18 protein-coding genes are annotated in these 16,161 nt (G+C 65.2%); 7 read left to right on the top strand and 11 right to left on the bottom strand.

Annotated elements, in window-relative coordinates; genetic code table 11:
• Window positions 1–339 (bottom strand): GcrA family cell cycle regulator (locus A0J57_RS06465; RefSeq protein ID WP_328587033.1); only part of this gene is annotated, 339 nt, incomplete at its 3' end.
• 117 nt (window positions 340–456) lie between these two features.
• Here A0J57_RS06465 and A0J57_RS06470 point away from each other — a divergent pair.
• A complete protein-coding gene (locus A0J57_RS06470; protein ID WP_061940604.1) occupies window positions 457–1,305 on the top strand; it encodes an ABC transporter permease in 849 nt (282 codons plus the stop codon).
• A gap of 44 nt (window positions 1,306–1,349) precedes the next feature.
• Here A0J57_RS06470 and A0J57_RS27140 read toward each other — a convergent pair whose 3' ends face one another.
• Complete coding sequence (locus tag A0J57_RS27140) at window positions 1,350–1,475, bottom strand: hypothetical protein (protein WP_268873877.1); 126 nt, start codon at window positions 1,473–1,475, stop codon at window positions 1,350–1,352.
• Window positions 1,475–2,794 carry a UDP-glucose/GDP-mannose dehydrogenase family protein gene (locus A0J57_RS06475; RefSeq protein WP_061940602.1) on the bottom strand — a complete coding sequence of 440 codons (1,320 nt, stop codon included), beginning with the start codon at window positions 2,792–2,794 and terminating at the stop codon, window positions 1,475–1,477. The genes A0J57_RS27140 and A0J57_RS06475 overlap by 1 nt, the downstream gene beginning before the upstream one ends.
• 173 nt (window positions 2,795–2,967) lie before the next feature.
• Between A0J57_RS06475 and wecB the strand changes: the two genes are divergently transcribed.
• From wecB to A0J57_RS06495, 4 genes are all read left to right on the top strand, one after another.
• Window positions 2,968–4,110 carry a non-hydrolyzing UDP-N-acetylglucosamine 2-epimerase gene (gene wecB / locus A0J57_RS06480; protein WP_061940600.1) on the top strand — a complete coding sequence of 381 codons (1,143 nt, stop codon included), beginning with the start codon at window positions 2,968–2,970 and terminating at the stop codon, window positions 4,108–4,110.
• A gap of 89 nt (window positions 4,111–4,199) precedes the next feature.
• Window positions 4,200–5,510 (top strand): UDP-N-acetyl-D-mannosamine dehydrogenase, encoded by a 1,311-nt coding sequence (gene wecC / locus A0J57_RS06485; RefSeq protein ID WP_061940598.1) that lies wholly within the window; start codon window positions 4,200–4,202, stop codon window positions 5,508–5,510.
• Window positions 5,511–5,631: 121 nt separating this feature from the next.
• Window positions 5,632–6,342, top strand: coding sequence for a polysaccharide biosynthesis/export family protein (locus A0J57_RS06490; RefSeq protein ID WP_061940593.1), 711 nt, complete (start codon window positions 5,632–5,634; stop codon window positions 6,340–6,342).
• Window positions 6,342–8,483, top strand: coding sequence for a polysaccharide biosynthesis tyrosine autokinase (locus A0J57_RS06495; RefSeq protein ID WP_061940583.1), 2,142 nt, complete (start codon window positions 6,342–6,344; stop codon window positions 8,481–8,483). The genes A0J57_RS06490 and A0J57_RS06495 overlap by 1 nt, the downstream gene beginning before the upstream one ends.
• Before the next feature lie 168 nt (window positions 8,484–8,651).
• Here the strand turns inward: A0J57_RS06495 and purQ are convergent, their stop codons facing one another.
• Both purQ and purS read right to left on the bottom strand, forming a co-directional pair.
• Window positions 8,652–9,326 carry a phosphoribosylformylglycinamidine synthase subunit PurQ gene (gene purQ, locus A0J57_RS06500; protein ID WP_061940581.1) on the bottom strand — a complete coding sequence of 225 codons (675 nt, stop codon included), beginning with the start codon at window positions 9,324–9,326 and terminating at the stop codon, window positions 8,652–8,654.
• Window positions 9,327–9,329: 3 nt separating this feature from the next.
• Window positions 9,330–9,560, bottom strand: a complete 231-nt coding sequence (gene purS, locus A0J57_RS06505) for a phosphoribosylformylglycinamidine synthase subunit PurS (protein WP_007682101.1) — start codon at window positions 9,558–9,560, stop codon at window positions 9,330–9,332.
• Window positions 9,561–9,759: 199 nt separating this feature from the next.
• Here purS and A0J57_RS26545 point away from each other — a divergent pair, with 199 nt between their 5' ends.
• The gene (locus A0J57_RS26545; protein ID WP_165363364.1) at window positions 9,760–9,909 is read left to right on the top strand and encodes a hypothetical protein; all 150 of its coding nucleotides are present in this window, start codon (window positions 9,760–9,762) and stop codon (window positions 9,907–9,909) included.
• 68 nt (window positions 9,910–9,977) lie between these two features.
• Window positions 9,978–10,730, top strand: a complete 753-nt coding sequence (locus tag A0J57_RS06510; protein ID WP_061940579.1) for a sulfite exporter TauE/SafE family protein — start codon at window positions 9,978–9,980, stop codon at window positions 10,728–10,730.
• A 20-nt stretch (window positions 10,731–10,750) separates the two neighbouring features.
• On the opposite strand, the gene purC is transcribed toward A0J57_RS06510, so the two are convergent.
• The 6 genes from purC to A0J57_RS26550 form a co-directional block, all read right to left on the bottom strand.
• The gene (purC, locus tag A0J57_RS06515; protein WP_025551063.1) at window positions 10,751–11,533 is read right to left on the bottom strand and encodes a phosphoribosylaminoimidazolesuccinocarboxamide synthase; all 783 of its coding nucleotides are present in this window, start codon (window positions 11,531–11,533) and stop codon (window positions 10,751–10,753) included.
• 143 nt (window positions 11,534–11,676) lie between these two features.
• The gene (locus A0J57_RS27145; protein ID WP_268873878.1) at window positions 11,677–11,805 is read right to left on the bottom strand and encodes a hypothetical protein; all 129 of its coding nucleotides are present in this window, start codon (window positions 11,803–11,805) and stop codon (window positions 11,677–11,679) included.
• Window positions 11,806–11,836: 31 nt separating this feature from the next.
• The gene (gene otsA, locus A0J57_RS06520; protein WP_082166324.1) at window positions 11,837–13,240 is read right to left on the bottom strand and encodes an alpha,alpha-trehalose-phosphate synthase (UDP-forming); all 1,404 of its coding nucleotides are present in this window, start codon (window positions 13,238–13,240) and stop codon (window positions 11,837–11,839) included.
• Window positions 13,241–13,265: 25 nt separating this feature from the next.
• A complete protein-coding gene (locus tag A0J57_RS06525) occupies window positions 13,266–15,044 on the bottom strand; it encodes a glycoside hydrolase family 15 protein (RefSeq protein ID WP_226870241.1) in 1,779 nt (592 codons plus the stop codon).
• A gap of 99 nt (window positions 15,045–15,143) precedes the next feature.
• The gene (gene otsB, locus A0J57_RS06530) at window positions 15,144–15,908 is read right to left on the bottom strand and encodes a trehalose-phosphatase (protein WP_061940577.1); all 765 of its coding nucleotides are present in this window, start codon (window positions 15,906–15,908) and stop codon (window positions 15,144–15,146) included.
• Window positions 15,909–15,978: 70 nt separating this feature from the next.
• Entirely contained in the window at window positions 15,979–16,125 is a 147-nt protein-coding gene (locus tag A0J57_RS26550) for a hypothetical protein (protein ID WP_165363363.1), read from the bottom strand.
• Between the last annotated feature and the right edge of the window lie 36 nt (window positions 16,126–16,161).

The following is a 16,161-nucleotide window of genomic DNA, read 5'->3' on the forward strand; positions in this document are numbered from 1 at the left end:
CCGCCCCGCCGCTGCGCAAGTCCGCAACGGAGGCCGAAGCGCCAAAGCCGGCCGCGCCGGCGCCGCAGGGCGGGCGGGCGGTGGCGCGGCATGCTGCGCCGGCGCGGCCGGCTTTGGCGCTTCGGCCTCCGTTGCGGACTTGCGCAGCGGCGGGGCGGCCTTTTTCGGCACTTCGTTGGCTTTCACCGGGGATGGGCGCGATTGCAGGCCCAGGCGGTGCGCCTTGCCGATCACGGCATTACGGCTGACCCCGCCCAGTTCGTCCGCGATCTGGCTGGCGGTCAGGCCCCGTTCCCACATTGCCTTGAGCTGGTCGATACGCTCGTCGGTCCAGGACAATGAATGACTCCTCAAAATTTCAAATTCGCGCCCTATATGGGGCGCGCCGGCCCGGGTTCAATTTCCCGTGCACAACGCCCTTGCGGCACAACCCCTCAGCCGATAGTCGATCCGACCATGAACGACCAGTCCAAAATTGCTGCTTCCCTGTCGCATCAGCCGCCTTTCCATGAGCCGGGCGAGTTGGTTATCCGCAACGTCAACTGGGCCGGAGCCCGCGCGCTGTACCGCAAGGAAGTGCGACGCTTCATGAAGGTGCAGCTCCAGACGATCTGGGCACCCGCCGTTACGACGCTGATGTTCCTGGTCATCTTCACCCTGGCGCTGGGCGGAGCCAACCGCCAGGTGCTGGGCGTGCCCTTCGCGGACTTCATCGCGCCGGGCCTGATGATCATGGGCATGATGAACAATGCGTTCGCGAACAGCAGCTTCTCCCTGCTGGCGGGCAAGATGCAGGGGACGCTGATCGATTATCTGATGCCGCCGCTGTCGGTCAGCGAATTGCTGCTGGCGCTGGTGGGCGCGGCGGTGACGCGCGCCTTCTGCGTCGGCCTGGCGCTATGGGGAGCTATGGCGCTGTGGCCGGGGGTGCATGTGACCCCGGCGCATCCCTGGGCGATCCTCTGGTTCGGGCTGATGGGCGCGGGGTTGACCGCCTTCATCGGCGTGCTGACCTCCATCTGGGCGGAAAAGTTCGACCATGCCGCCGCCATCACCAATTTCGTGATCGGGCCGATGACGCTGCTGTCGGGGACCTTCTATTCCATCGACCGCCTCGCGCCCGTCTTCCGCGCGATCAGCCACGCCAACCCCTTCTTCTACGCCATTTCAGGCTTCCGTTACGGCTTCGTCGCGGCGGCGGACGGCGATGTCGTGGTGGGCAGCCTGGTGCTGCTGGGGCTGAATATCGCGCTTGGAATGCTGTGCTACGCGCTGCTCAAGCGCGGGTGGAAACTGAAGGCCTGAAAATAGCGGCACGTGCTCCTGCGCAGGCAGGAGCGCATATTCTATCACATCAACCCGGCTATCACCGGCACCACCAGCGTCAGGACAAGCAAGGCAAGAACCGCCACCACCCAATGATGCAGCCGGGGAAGGCCGCGTTCATCGCGCCTTCGCTCTGGCTTCAGCAGCATCAGGCAGAAACGCCCTTGCCTCCGACCCGAGTCAGCGCAAAGCCAGCCGCCTCGGCTTCCCGGCGCGGGTAGATGTTGCGCAGGTCGACCAGCACCGGTCCGTTCATCGAAGCCGCCAGCCGCTTGAGGTCCAGCGCCCGAAACGCATCCCACTCCGTCACCAATACCAGCGCGTCCGCCCCGGTCGCCGCCTCATAGGCATCCTTCGCCATGGTCACGCTGGGCATTAGTGGCGCGGCGACCTCCATGCCCTCGGGATCATAGGCGACGATCTTCGCCCCCGCATCCTCCAGCGCCTGCACGATGGCCAGGCTTGGCGCATCGCGCATGTCGTCGGTATTGGGCTTGAAGGTCAGGCCCAGCAGCGCCACGGTTTTGCCCCGCGCCTCGCCGCCCAGCGCCTTCACGATCTTGCGCCCCATGGCCCGCTTGCGCAGGTCGTTCACCTGCACGACGGTCTCGACGATACGGATCGGCGTGTCGTAATCCTGCCCCGTCTTCACCAGCGCCAGCGTATCCTTGGGGAAGCAGGAGCCGCCATAGCCTGGGCCAGCATGCAGGAATTTCGACCCGATCCGGTTATCCAGGCCGATCCCCCGCGACACGTCCTGCACCTCCGCGCCGACCGCTTCGCACAGGTCCGCCATCTCGTTGATGAAGGTGATCTTGGTCGCCAGGAAGGCGTTGGCTGCATATTTGATCAACTCGGCCGTCCGCCGCCCGGTGAACATCACCGGCGCCTGGTTGAGGTTCAGCGGCCGATAGACCTGCGCCATCACATCGATGGCCCGCTGGCTGCCGGTGGTGCCGACCACGACCCGGTCCGGCCGCTTGAAATCCCCGATGGCCGCGCCTTCGCGCAGGAATTCGGGATTGGATACGACCTGGATGTCCAGATCGGGGCGCGCTTCCCGGACGATCCGCTCGACCTCGTCGCCGGTACCGACCGGGACGGTGGACTTGGTGACGATAACGGTCGGCCCATCCAGCGACTCCGCGATTTCCTTGGCCGCCGCATAGACATAGCTCAGGTCCGCATGCCCGTCGCCGCGCCGCGAGGGCGTGCCCACGGCGATGAAGATCGCGTCCGCGCCCTTCACCCCCTTCGCCAGATCGGTGGTGAAGCTCAGCCTTCCGGCCGCTGCATTGCTGCCTACCAGATGGTCCAGACCCGGCTCGAAAATTGGCATGCGTCCGGATTCGATTGCGGCGATCTTGCCCGCATCCTTGTCCACGCACACCACGTCATGGCCGAAATCGGCAAAGCAGGCGCCTGACACCAGCCCGACATAGCCCGTGCCGATCATCGTGATCTTCATAAAATAACTGAGCCCTCGATTGGGAAGTGGTCTGGCTGGCCTCTAGCACAGCTTCTCTCCCGTGCGAAAGCGGGCGTCGGGATTACCCATGTTCAGGGGATGGTTACCATTTTCTGCCAGACACTTACCCGAAAGACGGCTTGCAAAGGCGGGAAAATGGCAAAGGACGGCAAATGAAGGTTGCGCTGGTGTTCGGGACGCGCCCCGAGGCGATCAAGCTGTTTCCAGTGATCCACGCGCTGCGGGGGCGGGAGGATGTCGAAACCCGCGTGATCGTGACCGCGCAGCATCGCGGCCTGCTGGACCAGGTGCTGGAGATCGCCGGGATCGCCCCGGACATCGATCTGGATGTGATGGTGCCGAACCAGACGCTGGACGGCCTGACGGCGAAGTTGATCGTGGAACTGGGCAAGGCCTTCGACGAAGAGAAGCCCGATCGCGTGGTCGTGCATGGCGATACCCTTACCACCATGGTCGCCAGCCTTGCCGCCTATTACCGCAAGATTCCCGTCGCCCATGTCGAGGCGGGCCTGCGCAGCGGCGACATCCACCACCCTTGGCCGGAGGAGGTGAACCGCCGCGTCGTCGCCTGCATCGCGGACATGAATTTCGCGCCGACCCAGGCAGCCGCCGACGCGCTGCTGGCGGAAAATCGCGATGCTGCGACCATATATGTAACCGGCAACACGGTGATCGACGCGCTGCTGGCCACCCGCAAGCGCGTGCTGGCCGAACCCCATCTCGCGTCGGGACTCGACAGCCTGGCCCAGCGCTTCGCCGGAAAGCGGATCGTCGCCGTCACCAGCCACCGGCGTGAGAATTTCGGCGGCGGGATGGAGGCGATTGCCCGATCGATCGCCGAAATCGCCGCGCGTCCCGATGTGGCCGTGATCTTCCCCGTCCACCCCAATCCCCATGTGCGCCCTGTCATGGATACCGTGCTGGGGAGCCTTCCCAATGTCGCGATGATCGAGCCGCTGGATTATCCCCATTTCGTTCGCCTGCTGGACCTGTGCCATCTCGTCCTGACCGACAGCGGCGGCGTGCAGGAGGAGGCGCCTTCGCTCGGCAAGCCCGTGCTGGTGATGCGCGAGACCACGGAGCGCCCCGAAGGGGTGACGGCGGGCACCGCGAAACTGGTCGGCACCGATCGAATAAAGATCGTCCGCTCGGTCTTTGCCCTGCTGGATGACGAAGCCGCCTACGCCGCCATGTCCCGCGCCCACAACCCCTTCGGAGACGGTCACGCGTCGGAGCGCATCGCAGACATCATAGCCGCGAGCGCGCAGGCTGAGAATATGGAAGAGGCGGCCTAAACTCGATTGGGAACTGACGGTCCGTTACCGAAATCTTCAGCATTTCCCGCCACAAACGGATGGAATTCAAAAGCTTCCACAGGACCCCCATGCCCCTCGACAAGCTCCAGCAGAAGGTATCCGTCATCGGCCTCGGCTATATCGGCCTGCCGACCGCCGCCCTGATCGCGCGCGGCGGCGCGCAGGTCGTCGGCGTGGACGTCAGCGCCCATGTCGTGGAGACGGTCAACTCCGGTCGCGTGCATATCGAGGAAGTCGATCTCGACGGCCTCGTCCAGGGCGTGGTCTCTCGCGGCAATCTCCGCGCCAGTCTGGAAGTCGAGCCGAGCGATGTCTTCATCATCGCGGTGCCGACTCCCGTGGCCGAAGACCGCGCGCCGGACATCAGCCACGTCCTCAAGGCCGCCCGCACTGTCGCTGAGGTTCTGAAGGCCGGCGATACCGTCATTCTAGAATCCACCTCGCCGGTCGGCACCACCGAAGCCATGCGCGATCTTTTCGCCCAGATCCGCCCCGACCTGAAGATGCCCGAACCTGGCGTGGCGGGCGACATCGCCATCGCCTATTGCCCCGAACGCGTCCTGCCTGGCCGCATCCTCGTCGAACTGATCGACAATGACCGCTGCATCGGCGGCATCACGCCCCGCTGCGCCCGCAAGGCGCTGGGCTTCTACCGCCAGTTCGTGCGCGGGGCCTGCATCACCACCAGCGCCCGCGCCGCCGAAATGGTGAAGCTGGTCGAAAACAGCTTCCGCGACGTCAACATCGCCTTCGCCAATGAATTGTCCGTCATCGCGGAACGCATGGACATAGACGTGTGGGAAGTCATCCGCCTCGCCAACCGTCATCCCCGTGTCAACATCCTCCAGCCCGGCCCCGGCGTCGGCGGCCACTGCATCGCGGTCGACCCCTGGTTCATCGTCCATGGCGACCCGGAAAACAGCCGCCTCATCCGCACGGCCCGCGAAGTCAATGACGGCAAGACCGACCATGTGGTCGCGAAGGCCTCCGACCTGATCGACGAGTTTCCCGGCGAGGACATCGCCTGCCTTGGCCTCGCCTTCAAACCCAATATCGACGATTTCCGCGAAAGCCCGGCCGTGAAGGTCGCGGCGCGTCTCGCAAAACGCTATGGCCGCCGCATCAAGCTGGTCGAACCCTATGCCCATGATCTGCCGATGGAGTTCGCCGGAACGGGCGCTGAACTTATCGATCTCGATACGGCTCTGGAACAATGCGGCGTTTTCGTCATTCTTGTCGATCATGACATGTTCAAATCGGTTCCGGTGGACGAACGCGCCGACAAGGCGGTTTACGACACGCGCGGCGTCTGGCCGGATCAGCCACGGCGGCCGACCGCGGGTCAGGTTGTCCCGGATCAGGCCCGGATCGCCATCTGATCGGGCGCTCCGCGCCCTCCTTCGTCCAGCCGATGGTTGCCATGTTCCCGTCGCGCCGTTAACCCCGCCCGCAATGGCAGGCCTTGTGCGTGCCCACTGAATTGCGGGGGATTTAAGCGGCATGAAGCGGCCGACCGACAGCAGGAGCCAAGCGCTGGTCATGATCATGGCCTGCATCTGGCTCGGTGCCTGCTCGACCGTGGAGGACGCGCCGAAGGGGGAAGCCGCTTATGCCGCCATTCCGGCGGCTCCTGCTGTGGGGATGGACTATCGCATATCCCCCGACGATGTCTTGCGCATCCAGGTCTATCATGAACCGGGCCTTTCGCTGGAGGACGCGCAGGTGACGGCTGCGGGCATGGTTCGCATGCCGCTGGTGGGCGATGTTTCCGTCGCCGGCCTGTCCGCCAGCGAAGCATCGGACGTCATCGCCGGGCGGCTGGGCGAGCGCTATCTGGTTTCCCCGCAAGTGACGGTATTCGTCAAGAAGGCGGTGGGTCGCCGCATCACCGTGGATGGGGAGGTTCGCGAACCGGGCCTTTTCCCGGTGGACGGCCGACTGGGGCTGTTGCAGGCGGTCGCGATGGCCAAGGGGCCGACGCGCCTTGCCAGCCTGGGCCAGATCGTCGTGGTCCGGCAATCGGACGGCGAGCGCAAGGCGGCGATGTTCGACCTGGGGGCGATCCGCAGGGGCGAGGCGCCCGATCCTGAAATCCTGCCGGGCGACACCATCATCGTCGGCCTCTCGCGCGCCAAGGCGATATTGGGCGGAACGCTGCTGGCGCTGCCTGCGGTCGGCGCCGGATTCGTCGTGCTGGATGGAGGACTCTGATGGCGCGGCCAGGTCTGCTGATCGACGATAGCGGCGCGTCCACTTCCATGGAGGGACGTGCAGCGCGCTTCGCCGCGGCGGCGAGCGGGGCGTGGACGGCGGTGCGGCGGCATCGCATCATCCTGTTCGTCACCATGGCGCTTTGCGTGCTGGCAGGCGTGGTCTTCATCCTGCTGTCGACGCCCGATTATCGCGCCACCGCCTCCGTCGAGGTGGAGGATGTCCCCGCCGGCGCCGCTGGGGCGGCCGCTGCGCAGCGACAGGCGACGCCGTCCGACAATGAAGCGTTGATGCAGACCGAACTGGAAGTGCTGCGCAGCCGCGCCCTGGCGGAAGATGTGGCCCGCGAACTGGCCTTGATCGGCAGCCGCACCTTCTTCGACGGCATGAACGTGCGCCGGCCGGAGCAGGGGACGGGCGCGCTCAGCCAGCGGCAGGTCGAGACCGAGACCGTTGTAGGCCTGCTGCGCGATAATCTGCATGTCGAACTGCCCGGCAAGTCGCGGGTCATCCGCATCAGCTTCACCAGCGCCGATCCGGTGCTGTCGGCGCGCGTCGCCAACAGCTATGCCGACAGCCTGATCCGCGCCGATCTGAAGCGAGGCTTCGAATCCGGTGTTCAGGCGCGGCGATTCCTGCTCGGCGAACTGGACGGAGCGCGGAAGGATCTGGAACGGGCGGAGCGCGACCTGGCGGTCTATGCCGCCAATGCGGGCGCTATGGCGCTGCCCGGATCGAGGGAGGCCGGATCGAAGGAGGCCGGATCGAAGGAGGATGACGGCGATCCGTCTCCCGAGGTCACGATCGCGACACGGCTGGCGCAACTCAACGCCTTCCGTGCGCAGGCGACCGCCGACCGCATCGCCGCGCAGAAGCGCTGGGAAAGCGCCCGCATGTCGAGTGTAGAGACGCTGCCGGAAGTGCTGAACAACGGCGCGATGCAGCAGATCATGACGGAAAGGGCGCAGGCGCGGGCGCAGGTCGTGCAGGAACGCCAGTTCCGCAAGGATGCCCACCCCGAAATGCGTGAGGCCCGCGCCCGGCTGGCCGCGCTGGACGATCAGGCGGAGGGCATGGCCAACACGATCCGCGCCTCGCTCAAGGAACAGTTCGATGTCGCCGTGCATGGCGAGAAGCAGATCCAGTCCGAAATCGCCAAGGTCGAGCGGCAGGCCCGGGCCGAACGCGGGCGCGGCGTGCAGATGAGCATATTGGAGCGGCAGGTCGACACCTATCGCCTGCTGCACGACAGCCTGCTCCAGCGTTATCGCGACATGGCATCGCAGGCAGGCTTCCAGGCAGGCCGCATCCAGCCGCTGGACCGGGCGGCGGTCCCTTCGCGGCCTTCTTCCCCCAATATCGGCGTCACCATGCTGTTCGCTTCGCTGGGTGGGTTGATCCTCGGGCTGATGGCGGTGGCGGGGCGGCATATCTTCGACGACGCCGTGACCTCCGCCGACACGCTTGTGGAGCGGGTGAACCTGCCGCTGCTCGGCGCGGTTCCGGCGGGGGAGAAGCCGGGGGCGGAGATTTTCGCGCCGATGGCTTCTTCGCTGCTTCTGGGTTCTGCGGCCGGTCTGCCGCGTTCCATACTCGTCACCAGCGCGCAGGAAGGGGAGGGGAAGTCCTCCACCCTCCATGCCCTGGCCAGGGCGCTGGCAAAACTCGACAAGCGGGTGCTGGTGATCGACGCCGATATGCGGCGGCCCAAGCAGCACAGCCTGTTCGGCATATCGCCCGCTCGTGGGATCAGCGAGTTGATGACTGGCCAGGCCAGGATGGACGACGTCATCGTGGATAGCGGCGTACCGGGCGTGGCTTTGCTGCCCTGCGGGGCGATCCCGCCCAATCCGGCGGAATTGCTGGTCACGCCCGCCATGGATTCCCTGCTGGCGACCGTTCGGGAACGCTATGACACGGTGCTGATCGATGCGCCGCCCATTCTCGGCCTGTCGGATGCCTGCCTGCTGGCGAGCAAGGCGCAGGTGACGTTGCTGGTGGTAGAATGGGGCCGCAATCATCATGGCGGCCTGCGCGTCGCCGTCGATCGCTTGCGCCGGGCGGGGGGCGCGATCATTGGCGCGATCCTCACCAAGCAGGAAGGCCGCGCCTTCGAATATGACTATCATCGCGGCGGGTGAGCCAAGTAGCGCGGCGCGACTTCGGCGAAGATTTGCTTAGCCCGCTATGCAATGGCGGCGCGTGGAGTGTTACGGCACAAAGCTGTTCATGGATTGAACGCTCTGGCTGACAACGGCGCAATTGCATGCCGAAAGTCGGTTCAGCAAGCCGGGCCATATCCCTTGGCTTCAGGCCCGGGCAAGCAGCCCTTCCACCAGTCCTTCGAACAGCCGTCGGCCATCGGTCGCACCATGGGCCGGCTCTATCACCCGCTCCGGGTGCGGCATCATGCCCAGCACATTGCCGGCCTCGTTCAGGATAGCCGCGATGTTCCGCGCCGATCCGTTGACGCTCTCCGCATAGCGCAGCGCCACGCGGCCTTCGCCTTCCAGCCGGTCCAGCGTTTGCGCATCGGCAAAATAATTGCCGTCATGATGCGCCACCGGAAAGCTGATCGCCTCGCCAGCCTCATAGCGGCTGGTGAAGGCGCTCTGCGCATTCTCGACCGTCAGCACCACGTCGCGGCAGACGAAATGCCCGCCCGCATTGCGCAGCAGCGCACCGGGCAACAGGCCGCTCTCCGTCAGCACCTGGAAACCGTTGCAGATGCCCAGCACATAGGCCCCGCGATCCGCCGCCTTCGCCACTGCCTGCATCACCGGCGAACGGGCCGCCATCGCGCCGGAACGCAGATAGTCGCCATAGGAAAAGCCGCCCGGCACGCCGATCAGGTCGAGATCGTCGGGCAGTTCCGTGTCGCGGTGCCAGATCATGGCAGGCCTTGTCCCGGTCGCCGTCTCGAACGCCACGGCGAGGTCGCGGTCGCAATTGCTGCCGGGAAAGACGATGACGGCGCTCTTCATGGCTCAGGCCTTTTCGATGCGGTAGTTTTCGATCACCGTGTTCGCCAGCAGCTTGCGGCACATGGCGTCGATGTCCTCGTCGCTGGTGCCGTCGGCCAGGTCCAGTTCGATCAGCTTGCCCGCGCGCACATCATTGACGCCGCCGAAGCCAAGGCCTTCCAGCGCGTGATGGATCGCCTTGCCCTGCGGGTCGAGGACACCGCCCTTGAGGGTGACGAAGATGCGGGCTTTCATGAGTGTGGAACTCCGTAAAACAGGCTTTCGCGCACCCCCAGGGCATTCTGCCTGCAGAATGCGCAAGCCGTGAAAACCGGAGGGCTGGCGATCGTTTGAATCGTCCAGCCCTCTAGTCCCGGAGCGCCCGGCAAGCAAGGCATTATGCTTTTGTTAGCGGCCATGGCGTTATCCATCCCGCAGAGGGAAGGATTTTCGCATGGCCGGTCTTGCTTTGGCGATGTTCGTGGGGCTTTTCGCCTTCGGTCAGCAGGTCATGGGCTATGACGATCCCCATGGCCGGGTTCAGCTGGCGCTTCTGGCGACCTTCACCTTCGGCGTCCTGATCGGCTATCGCGCGCATAGTTGACGCGCAGGCGCCAAACGCCGCAAAAAAGATGCTCCCCCAACGGGCCGCCTTGCTTTAGGCGGAGCGCCATGAATCCGGATTATCTCTATTATGCCTGCGCCATAAGCGCGGTGATCCTGTCGGGCCTTGCCAAGGGCGGATTTGCCGGGGTTGGCGCGCTGGCCATGCCGATCCTCGCCCTGGGCGTCGATCCCGTGCGGGGAGCGGCGATCATGCTGCCCATTCTGATCCTGCAGGATGTGGTCGGCGTCTGGTCGTTCCGGCATAGCTGGGACCGGCATGTCCTTAAGGTCATGTTGCCCGGCATGGCGGCCGGCGTAGGGCTGGGCTATTTCTTCGCCGCCCGCGTGTCCGAAATCGCGGTGATGGGCGTGCTGGGCCTGATTTCGACATTGTTCGGCCTGCATCGGCTCTGGATCGAGCGGGGCGGCGCGATCGTGTTGCCGTCGACCTCGCCCTCATGGGTGGGCGTGCTGCTCGGCGTGGCGAGCGGCTTCACCAGCCAGATCGCGCATGCCGGGGCGCCGCCCTTCCAGATGTGGGTTTTGCCCAAGCGCCTGTCGCGCGACGTTCTGGTGGGGACGACCGCGATCGCCTTTGCGGTGACGAACTGGATGAAGGTGCCGGCCTATGCCGCCCTGGGGCAGTTCACCAGGGCGAACCTGCTGGCGACGGCGATGCTGATCCCGCTTGCCGTCGTGTCGACCATGGCCGGCGTGGCGTTGGTGCGGCGCTTCGATCCCGCCCGCTTCTACACGCTGATCTATGTGCTGATGGTGTTGCTGGGGATCAAGCTGATGACGGACGCGCTGCTCGCCTGAGCCGCGCGTCCGGATTCCCATCAGTCCTTGCCGCGCTTCTTGCGATGGGTGTCGAGGTCGAGGACGGTTGTATCCACGCCCTCCGGCATCAGGCCCAGGCGCCGGGCGACTTCCTGATAGGCCTCGACTTCGCCGCCCAGATCGCGGCGGAAACGGTCCTTGTCCAGCTTCTCGCCGGTCGCCATGTCCCAGAGGCGGCAACCGTCGGGGCTGATCTCGTCCGCAAGGATGATGCGGCTATAGTCGCCGTCCCACAGGCGACCGAATTCCAGCTTGAAGTCGATCAGGCGAATGCCGATGCCCGCGAACAGGCCGCACATGAAGTCGTTGATGCGGATCGCCATGTCGGCAATGTCGTGCATTTCGTCCTGGCTGGCCCATCCGAAGCAGGCGATATGCTCTTCGGACACCAGCGGGTCGCCCAGCGCGTCGTCCTTGTAGCAATATTCGATGAGCGTGCGGGGAAGCTGCGTTCCCTCCTCGATCCCCAGCTTCTTGCTGAGCGAACCTGCGGCGACGTTGCGCACGACCACCTCGATCGGCACGATTTCCACCTGACGGACGAGTTGTTCGCGCATGTTGAGGCGGCGGATGAAGTGGGTAGGAACGCCGATCTGGCCGAGCAGGGTGAAGATATGCTCGGAAATCCGGTTGTTGAGCACGCCCTTGCCCGAAATCGTGCCCTTCTTCTGGGCGTTGAAGGCGGTCGCGTCATCCTTGAAATATTGGATGATCGTACCCGGCTCGGGGCCTTCATAAAGGATCTTTGCCTTGCCTTCGTAGATCTGGCGGCGACGGGCCATATGCGGTTCCTGTCTTCCCAATAAAGAATGTGCCCCGGCAAACGCGAATCGGGAAGGATCAGCGGGTGCCGGGGCTGCTTGGGCTGGCCCTTAGACCAAAAGGGGCGGGGGTGCAAATGGGCGAGTTCCGGCGAGGGAGCCCGCTACAGCACGTCGCCGAACATGAACCAGATCAGCGCCAGCCAGGCCAGAAGGCCGACCACGCCCAATATGACGCCCGATCTGGCGCGAATGGCGGCCAGGGCACCGCCCGCTTCATCCTCATCATCCATCGGCCCGACTGTAGCGGCGCTGGCGGGAAAGTTAAGCCGGTTGCGCCTCCTGTTTCACCTCGCCATTGCGTTGGACCGCCATCAGCCGCTCCGTGAAGCGCTGCCGCCACCAGCTTATGTCCTGCTTTTCGACACTGTCCATCATGGCGCGCCATCGCCGCTTGCGCTCGTCCAGCGGCATGGAGAGCGCGCGGGTGATGGCGTCGGACATCTCCTCCGGACTATAGGGATTGATCAGCAGCGCGTCCTTGAGCTGCTGGGCGGCGCCGGCGAAGCGCGACAGGATGAGGACGCCGGGATCGTCCGGATTCTGCGCGGCGACATATTCCTTGGCGACCAGGTTCATGCCGTCGCGCAGCGGCGTGACGAGTCCGATCTTCGCCGCGCGGTAGATGCCGGCCAGCTTGTCGCGCGGATAGCCCTGATTGACGTAGCGGATGGGGGTCCAGTCCACATCGCTATATTCCCCGTTGATGCGGCCGGCGAGCGCATCCAGGGTTGCGCGGATCTGCTGATAGCTCTCCACCTCGCCGCGGGAAGGCGGGGCGATCTGCGTCAGGACGACGTTGCGATGCTGTTCGCTATGATCCTTCAGGAAGCGGGCGTAGCCGTTGAACCGTTCCTCCAGTCCCTTGCTATAGTCCAGACGGTCGACGCCCACGATCATCGCGCGATCCTGCAGCGACCGGCGGACCTTTTCATACATGTCCTTGGCCGCATCGCTGACGGCGGCGCTGGCATATTCCTGTGCGTTGATGCCGATGGGGCAGGCGATCGCCTGAATCGTCCGCTTGCCCAGCGTCACGAAATCGCCGTCCACCGAACCGCCCATTTCGCGTTCGACATAATGGCGGAAGGATTCCAGCCATTCCTCGGTATGGAACCCCACGACATCATAGGCGAAAAGCGCCTGCACCAGCTTGCTGTGGTGGGGCAGCGACACAAGCAGCCGGGTCGGCGGCCATGGGATGTGCAGGAAGAAGCCCATGCGATTGTCATGGCCCCGGTCGCGCAGCATCCGGCCGAGCGGGATCATGTGGTAATCCTGGACCCAGATGATGTCTTCCGGTTCGATCAGCGGGCTGGTCGTGTCCGCGAAGCGTTGGTTGACGCGGTTATACCCGCCTTCGAAATCGCGCGCATATTCGGCCAGGTCTATCCGGAAGTGGAACAGCGGCCAGAGGGTCTTGTTGGCATAGCCATTATAATATTCGTCGACATCCTGCTCCTCCAGGTCGATGGTCGCGGTCTTGACCCCTTCATCCTCCGAAAAGCCGATCTGCCCGGTGAAATTCTCCGTGATCTCGCCGGACCAGCCGACCCAGATGCCGCGGCTTTCGCGCAGCGCCTGGGAAAGCGCGACGGCCAGGCCGCCCTGGTTGCCGTTCTTGGTCGGGCGGCTGACCCGGTTCGAAATGACTATCAGGCGGCTCATGCCAAGCGCCTCCATGCCAAGCGCTTCATCGCATCACGCTCCACGGTTTGCTCAAGAGCACGGCGCAATTGATGATGCCGACCAATGAGTAGGTTTGGGGATAGTTCCCCCACAATTCCCCGGTGACGGGATCGATGTCTTCGGAAAGCAGACCGGCGGCGGTGCGGCGGGACAGCATCTCCTCGAACAGGGCGCGCGCCTCCTCGCTGCGGCCGGTCCGATGCAGGGCCTCTATCAGCCAGAAGGTGCAGACGTTGAAGGCGGTGACGGGCTCCCCGAAATCGTCCGGCGCGCTGTAGCGCAGCATGTCGTTGCCCCGGCGCAGGTCCTTTTCCAGCGCCTTCAGCGTTCCGATGAACATGGGATTGTCCGCCGTCAGGAAGCGCAGGTCGATCAGCTGGAGCAGGGAGGCGTCCCTCGCATCGTCCTCGAAATTGGCGGAGATGGCGTTGCTGTCCGTCCGCCAGGCCGACTGGAGGATGCGGGCCTTCATGATTTCCGCCCGCTCGCGCCAATGGACTTCGCGGTCCGGCAGCCCAAGGGCGGCTGCCGCATGGGCGAGGCGGTCGCACGCCGCCCAGCACATCACCGCGCTGTAGCTGTGGACATGCGCGCGGGTGCGCAGTTCCCACAGGCCGGCATCGGGCTTGTCATAGACCTGCCAGGCGCGCTCGCCCACGGCTTCCAGCGCTTCGAAGTCCGACAGCCCCGCCATGCGCAGCAGGCGCTGGTCGATGAAGCCCTGCACGGAGGAGAGGACGATCTGCCCATAGGCGTCGTGCTGTACCTGGGAATAGGCGGCATTGCCGACGCGCACCGGCCCCATGCCGCGATAGCCGGGCAGGTTCTGCGCCTCCCGCTCCTCCAGCGTGGCGTTGCCGCGCACGTCGTAGAGCGGCTGGATATGGCCGCCCCGCGCGCCGTCGACGATGTTGCGGAGATAGACGAGATAGCTTTCCAGAACGTCCAGCGCGCCCAGCCGGTTCAGCGCCTCCACCGTATAATAGGCGTCCCTGATCCAGCAGTAGCGATAGTCCCAGTTGCGGCCGCTGTCGGCATGTTCGGGGATGCTGGTGGTCAGCGCGGCGACGATGGCGCCGGTCTCCTCATGCTGGCAGAGCTTGAGCGTGATGGCGGAACGGATCACCGCCTCCTGCCACTCGGCCGGAATGGCCAGGCTTCGCACCCAGATCTGCCATTCGTGGATCGTGTCGTCCAGCATCCGCTCCACCGCGGGGCGGAGGGCGTCGGAAAAGCTCTCGTCCGGCCCCAGGAAGAAATGCATGTCATGTTCCAGCCGGAACCAGCTTTCCTGGGAAATCAGGCCGATGGGCGCATTGGTGGACATGCGCATCGCCATGTAGGACAGCACCAGCCGGATATGGTTGGAGCCATAGCTGATCGGCACCTTTTCCGAATGCCAGGAGGTGGTGGGGCGCAGCCTGACGCGGATGCGCGGGCTGCCCGATACGGGCCGGACGACGCGGGCGAACGCGACGGGGCGATACATCCGCCCCTGATGCTTGTGGCGCGGGCAGAAATCGTAAAGCTCTATCGCATTGCCCTGCGCGTCGGTCTGGCGCGTCACCAGCACAGGCGTGTTGCGGATATAATGCTGCTCGATCCGGGCGCAGTTCTCCAGCTCTATGGCCCAGAAGCCCCGCGAATCCGGTTGGTCCCAGGCGGCATCGTCCAGCAGTGCCGAGAATACGGGATCGCCGTCGACGCGGGGGACGCAGGCCCATATCATCCGCCCGGCCCGGTCGATCAGCGCCGATGCCTGGCAATTGCCGATGGGCCACAGGTCGAGCGTGCGCTCATCCCCGCCCGGAAGGTCGTTTTTCTGCGTTTCTATCGGTCCGTCCCCCTTGTTCGTGCACGACAGGGGCGCCGGACCATCGGATCAGTCGGTGCCAGCGACCCCCTGGGCAAGATAATGCCTGACGGCGGCAACCTGTTCCAAAGAGAATGCGGCGAGCGTCGCCCTGGGCACGCCGACGAGAATGCCGGAGCCGCCCAGATCGCGTGCGACGGCAAAGCCCTCCTCATCGGTGACGTCGTCCCCGATGAACAGCGGCGTGCCGCCGGCCATGGGTGCGCGGCGCATCAGCGCGCGGACGGCGCTGCCCTTGTCGGCGCCGCCGGGACGCAGTTCGTAGAGCATCTTGCCCGGCTGGAGCGCGAGGTCGAGCCGATCCGCCAGGCTGGCGGCCAGATCGCCTGCTTCCCGGCCCCATTGCGGGGCGCCGCGGAAATGAAGGCCGACGCTGATCGTCTTGCGTTCGACGAGGACGCCGGCCTTTCCGGCCGCGAAGGTCTGGAAGGCGGCTTCCGCCTCATCGATCGCGGGGAGGCGGGCAGGCGCTTCTACGGGGCGGCCAGGTTCCGCCAGTTCCAGCCCATGGGTGCCGGCGAGCAGGAACTGCCCGAAGCCGAAATCGCGCAGCGTCGCGACGGATCGGCCGCTGACGATGGCAAGCCGCCCATCCAGCCGGTCGCGCAGACGGCCGAGCAGGGCGAGCAGATCGTCATCCACCTCCACGCCGTCGGGCGTATCGGCTATCGGGGCCAGCGTTCCGTCGAAGTCGAGGAACAGCGCGGCCCCTGTCAGCAGCCGGGGCGGCGGAGGGGGAAGATCGGGAACAGGGGAAAGGCGGGAATCGGACACGCGCGCAAGTTGGCGTGTGGCGCGGATTGTGCAACCCCCGTCGCACCATGTTCGCGATTTTCGAGGGGCTTCATCGCCGTTCCTCGATCCAGGGGGCAGACCAGGCGATGCGGTGGAGCGCGCAGAAGGCCTGCATGATGGCGGCGATCAGGCCGGGGCGATTCCGGGCGGCTTCGTGGCCGTTGGGGGACAGCCGGGCGTCCTTGGACAAGTGCATGGCAAGGCTCCTTTTCCATGAATGATCCGGAGAATG

It is taken from the genome of Sphingobium sp. 22B (assembly GCF_001580035.1).
Taxonomy (GTDB): Bacteria; Pseudomonadota; Alphaproteobacteria; order Sphingomonadales; family Sphingomonadaceae; genus Sphingobium; species Sphingobium fuliginis.

Bases quoted from the DNA above. Each gene is read 5' to 3' on its own strand.
- A0J57_RS27140 (WP_268873877.1), bottom strand. From the start codon at position 1,475: ATGCTGCTGAAGCCAGAGCGAAGGCGCGATGAACGCGGCCTTCCCCGG.
- A0J57_RS06490 (WP_061940593.1), top strand. From the start codon at position 5,632: ATGAAGCGGCCGACCGACAGCAGGAGCCAAGCGCTGGTCATGATCATG.
- purS (WP_007682101.1), bottom strand. From the start codon at position 9,560: ATGAAAGCCCGCATCTTCGTCACCCTCAAGGGCGGTGTCCTCGACCCG.
- A0J57_RS06495 (WP_061940583.1), top strand. From the start codon at position 6,342: ATGGCGCGGCCAGGTCTGCTGATCGACGATAGCGGCGCGTCCACTTCC.
- A0J57_RS27145 (WP_268873878.1), bottom strand. From the start codon at position 11,805: ATGGATGATGAGGATGAAGCGGGCGGTGCCCTGGCCGCCATTCGCGCC.
- purQ (WP_061940581.1), bottom strand. From the start codon at position 9,326: ATGAAGAGCGCCGTCATCGTCTTTCCCGGCAGCAATTGCGACCGCGAC.
- otsA (WP_082166324.1), bottom strand. From the start codon at position 13,240: ATGAGCCGCCTGATAGTCATTTCGAACCGGGTCAGCCGCCCGACCAAG.
- A0J57_RS06475 (WP_061940602.1), bottom strand. From the start codon at position 2,794: ATGAAGATCACGATGATCGGCACGGGCTATGTCGGGCTGGTGTCAGGC.
- wecB (WP_061940600.1), top strand. From the start codon at position 2,968: ATGAAGGTTGCGCTGGTGTTCGGGACGCGCCCCGAGGCGATCAAGCTG.
- purC (WP_025551063.1), bottom strand. From the start codon at position 11,533: ATGGCCCGTCGCCGCCAGATCTACGAAGGCAAGGCAAAGATCCTTTAT.
- wecC (WP_061940598.1), top strand. From the start codon at position 4,200: ATGCCCCTCGACAAGCTCCAGCAGAAGGTATCCGTCATCGGCCTCGGC.
- A0J57_RS26550 (WP_165363363.1), bottom strand. From the start codon at position 16,125: ATGCACTTGTCCAAGGACGCCCGGCTGTCCCCCAACGGCCACGAAGCC.
- A0J57_RS06510 (WP_061940579.1), top strand. From the start codon at position 9,978: ATGAATCCGGATTATCTCTATTATGCCTGCGCCATAAGCGCGGTGATC.
- A0J57_RS06470 (WP_061940604.1), top strand. From the start codon at position 457: ATGAACGACCAGTCCAAAATTGCTGCTTCCCTGTCGCATCAGCCGCCT.
- A0J57_RS26545 (WP_165363364.1), top strand. From the start codon at position 9,760: ATGGCCGGTCTTGCTTTGGCGATGTTCGTGGGGCTTTTCGCCTTCGGT.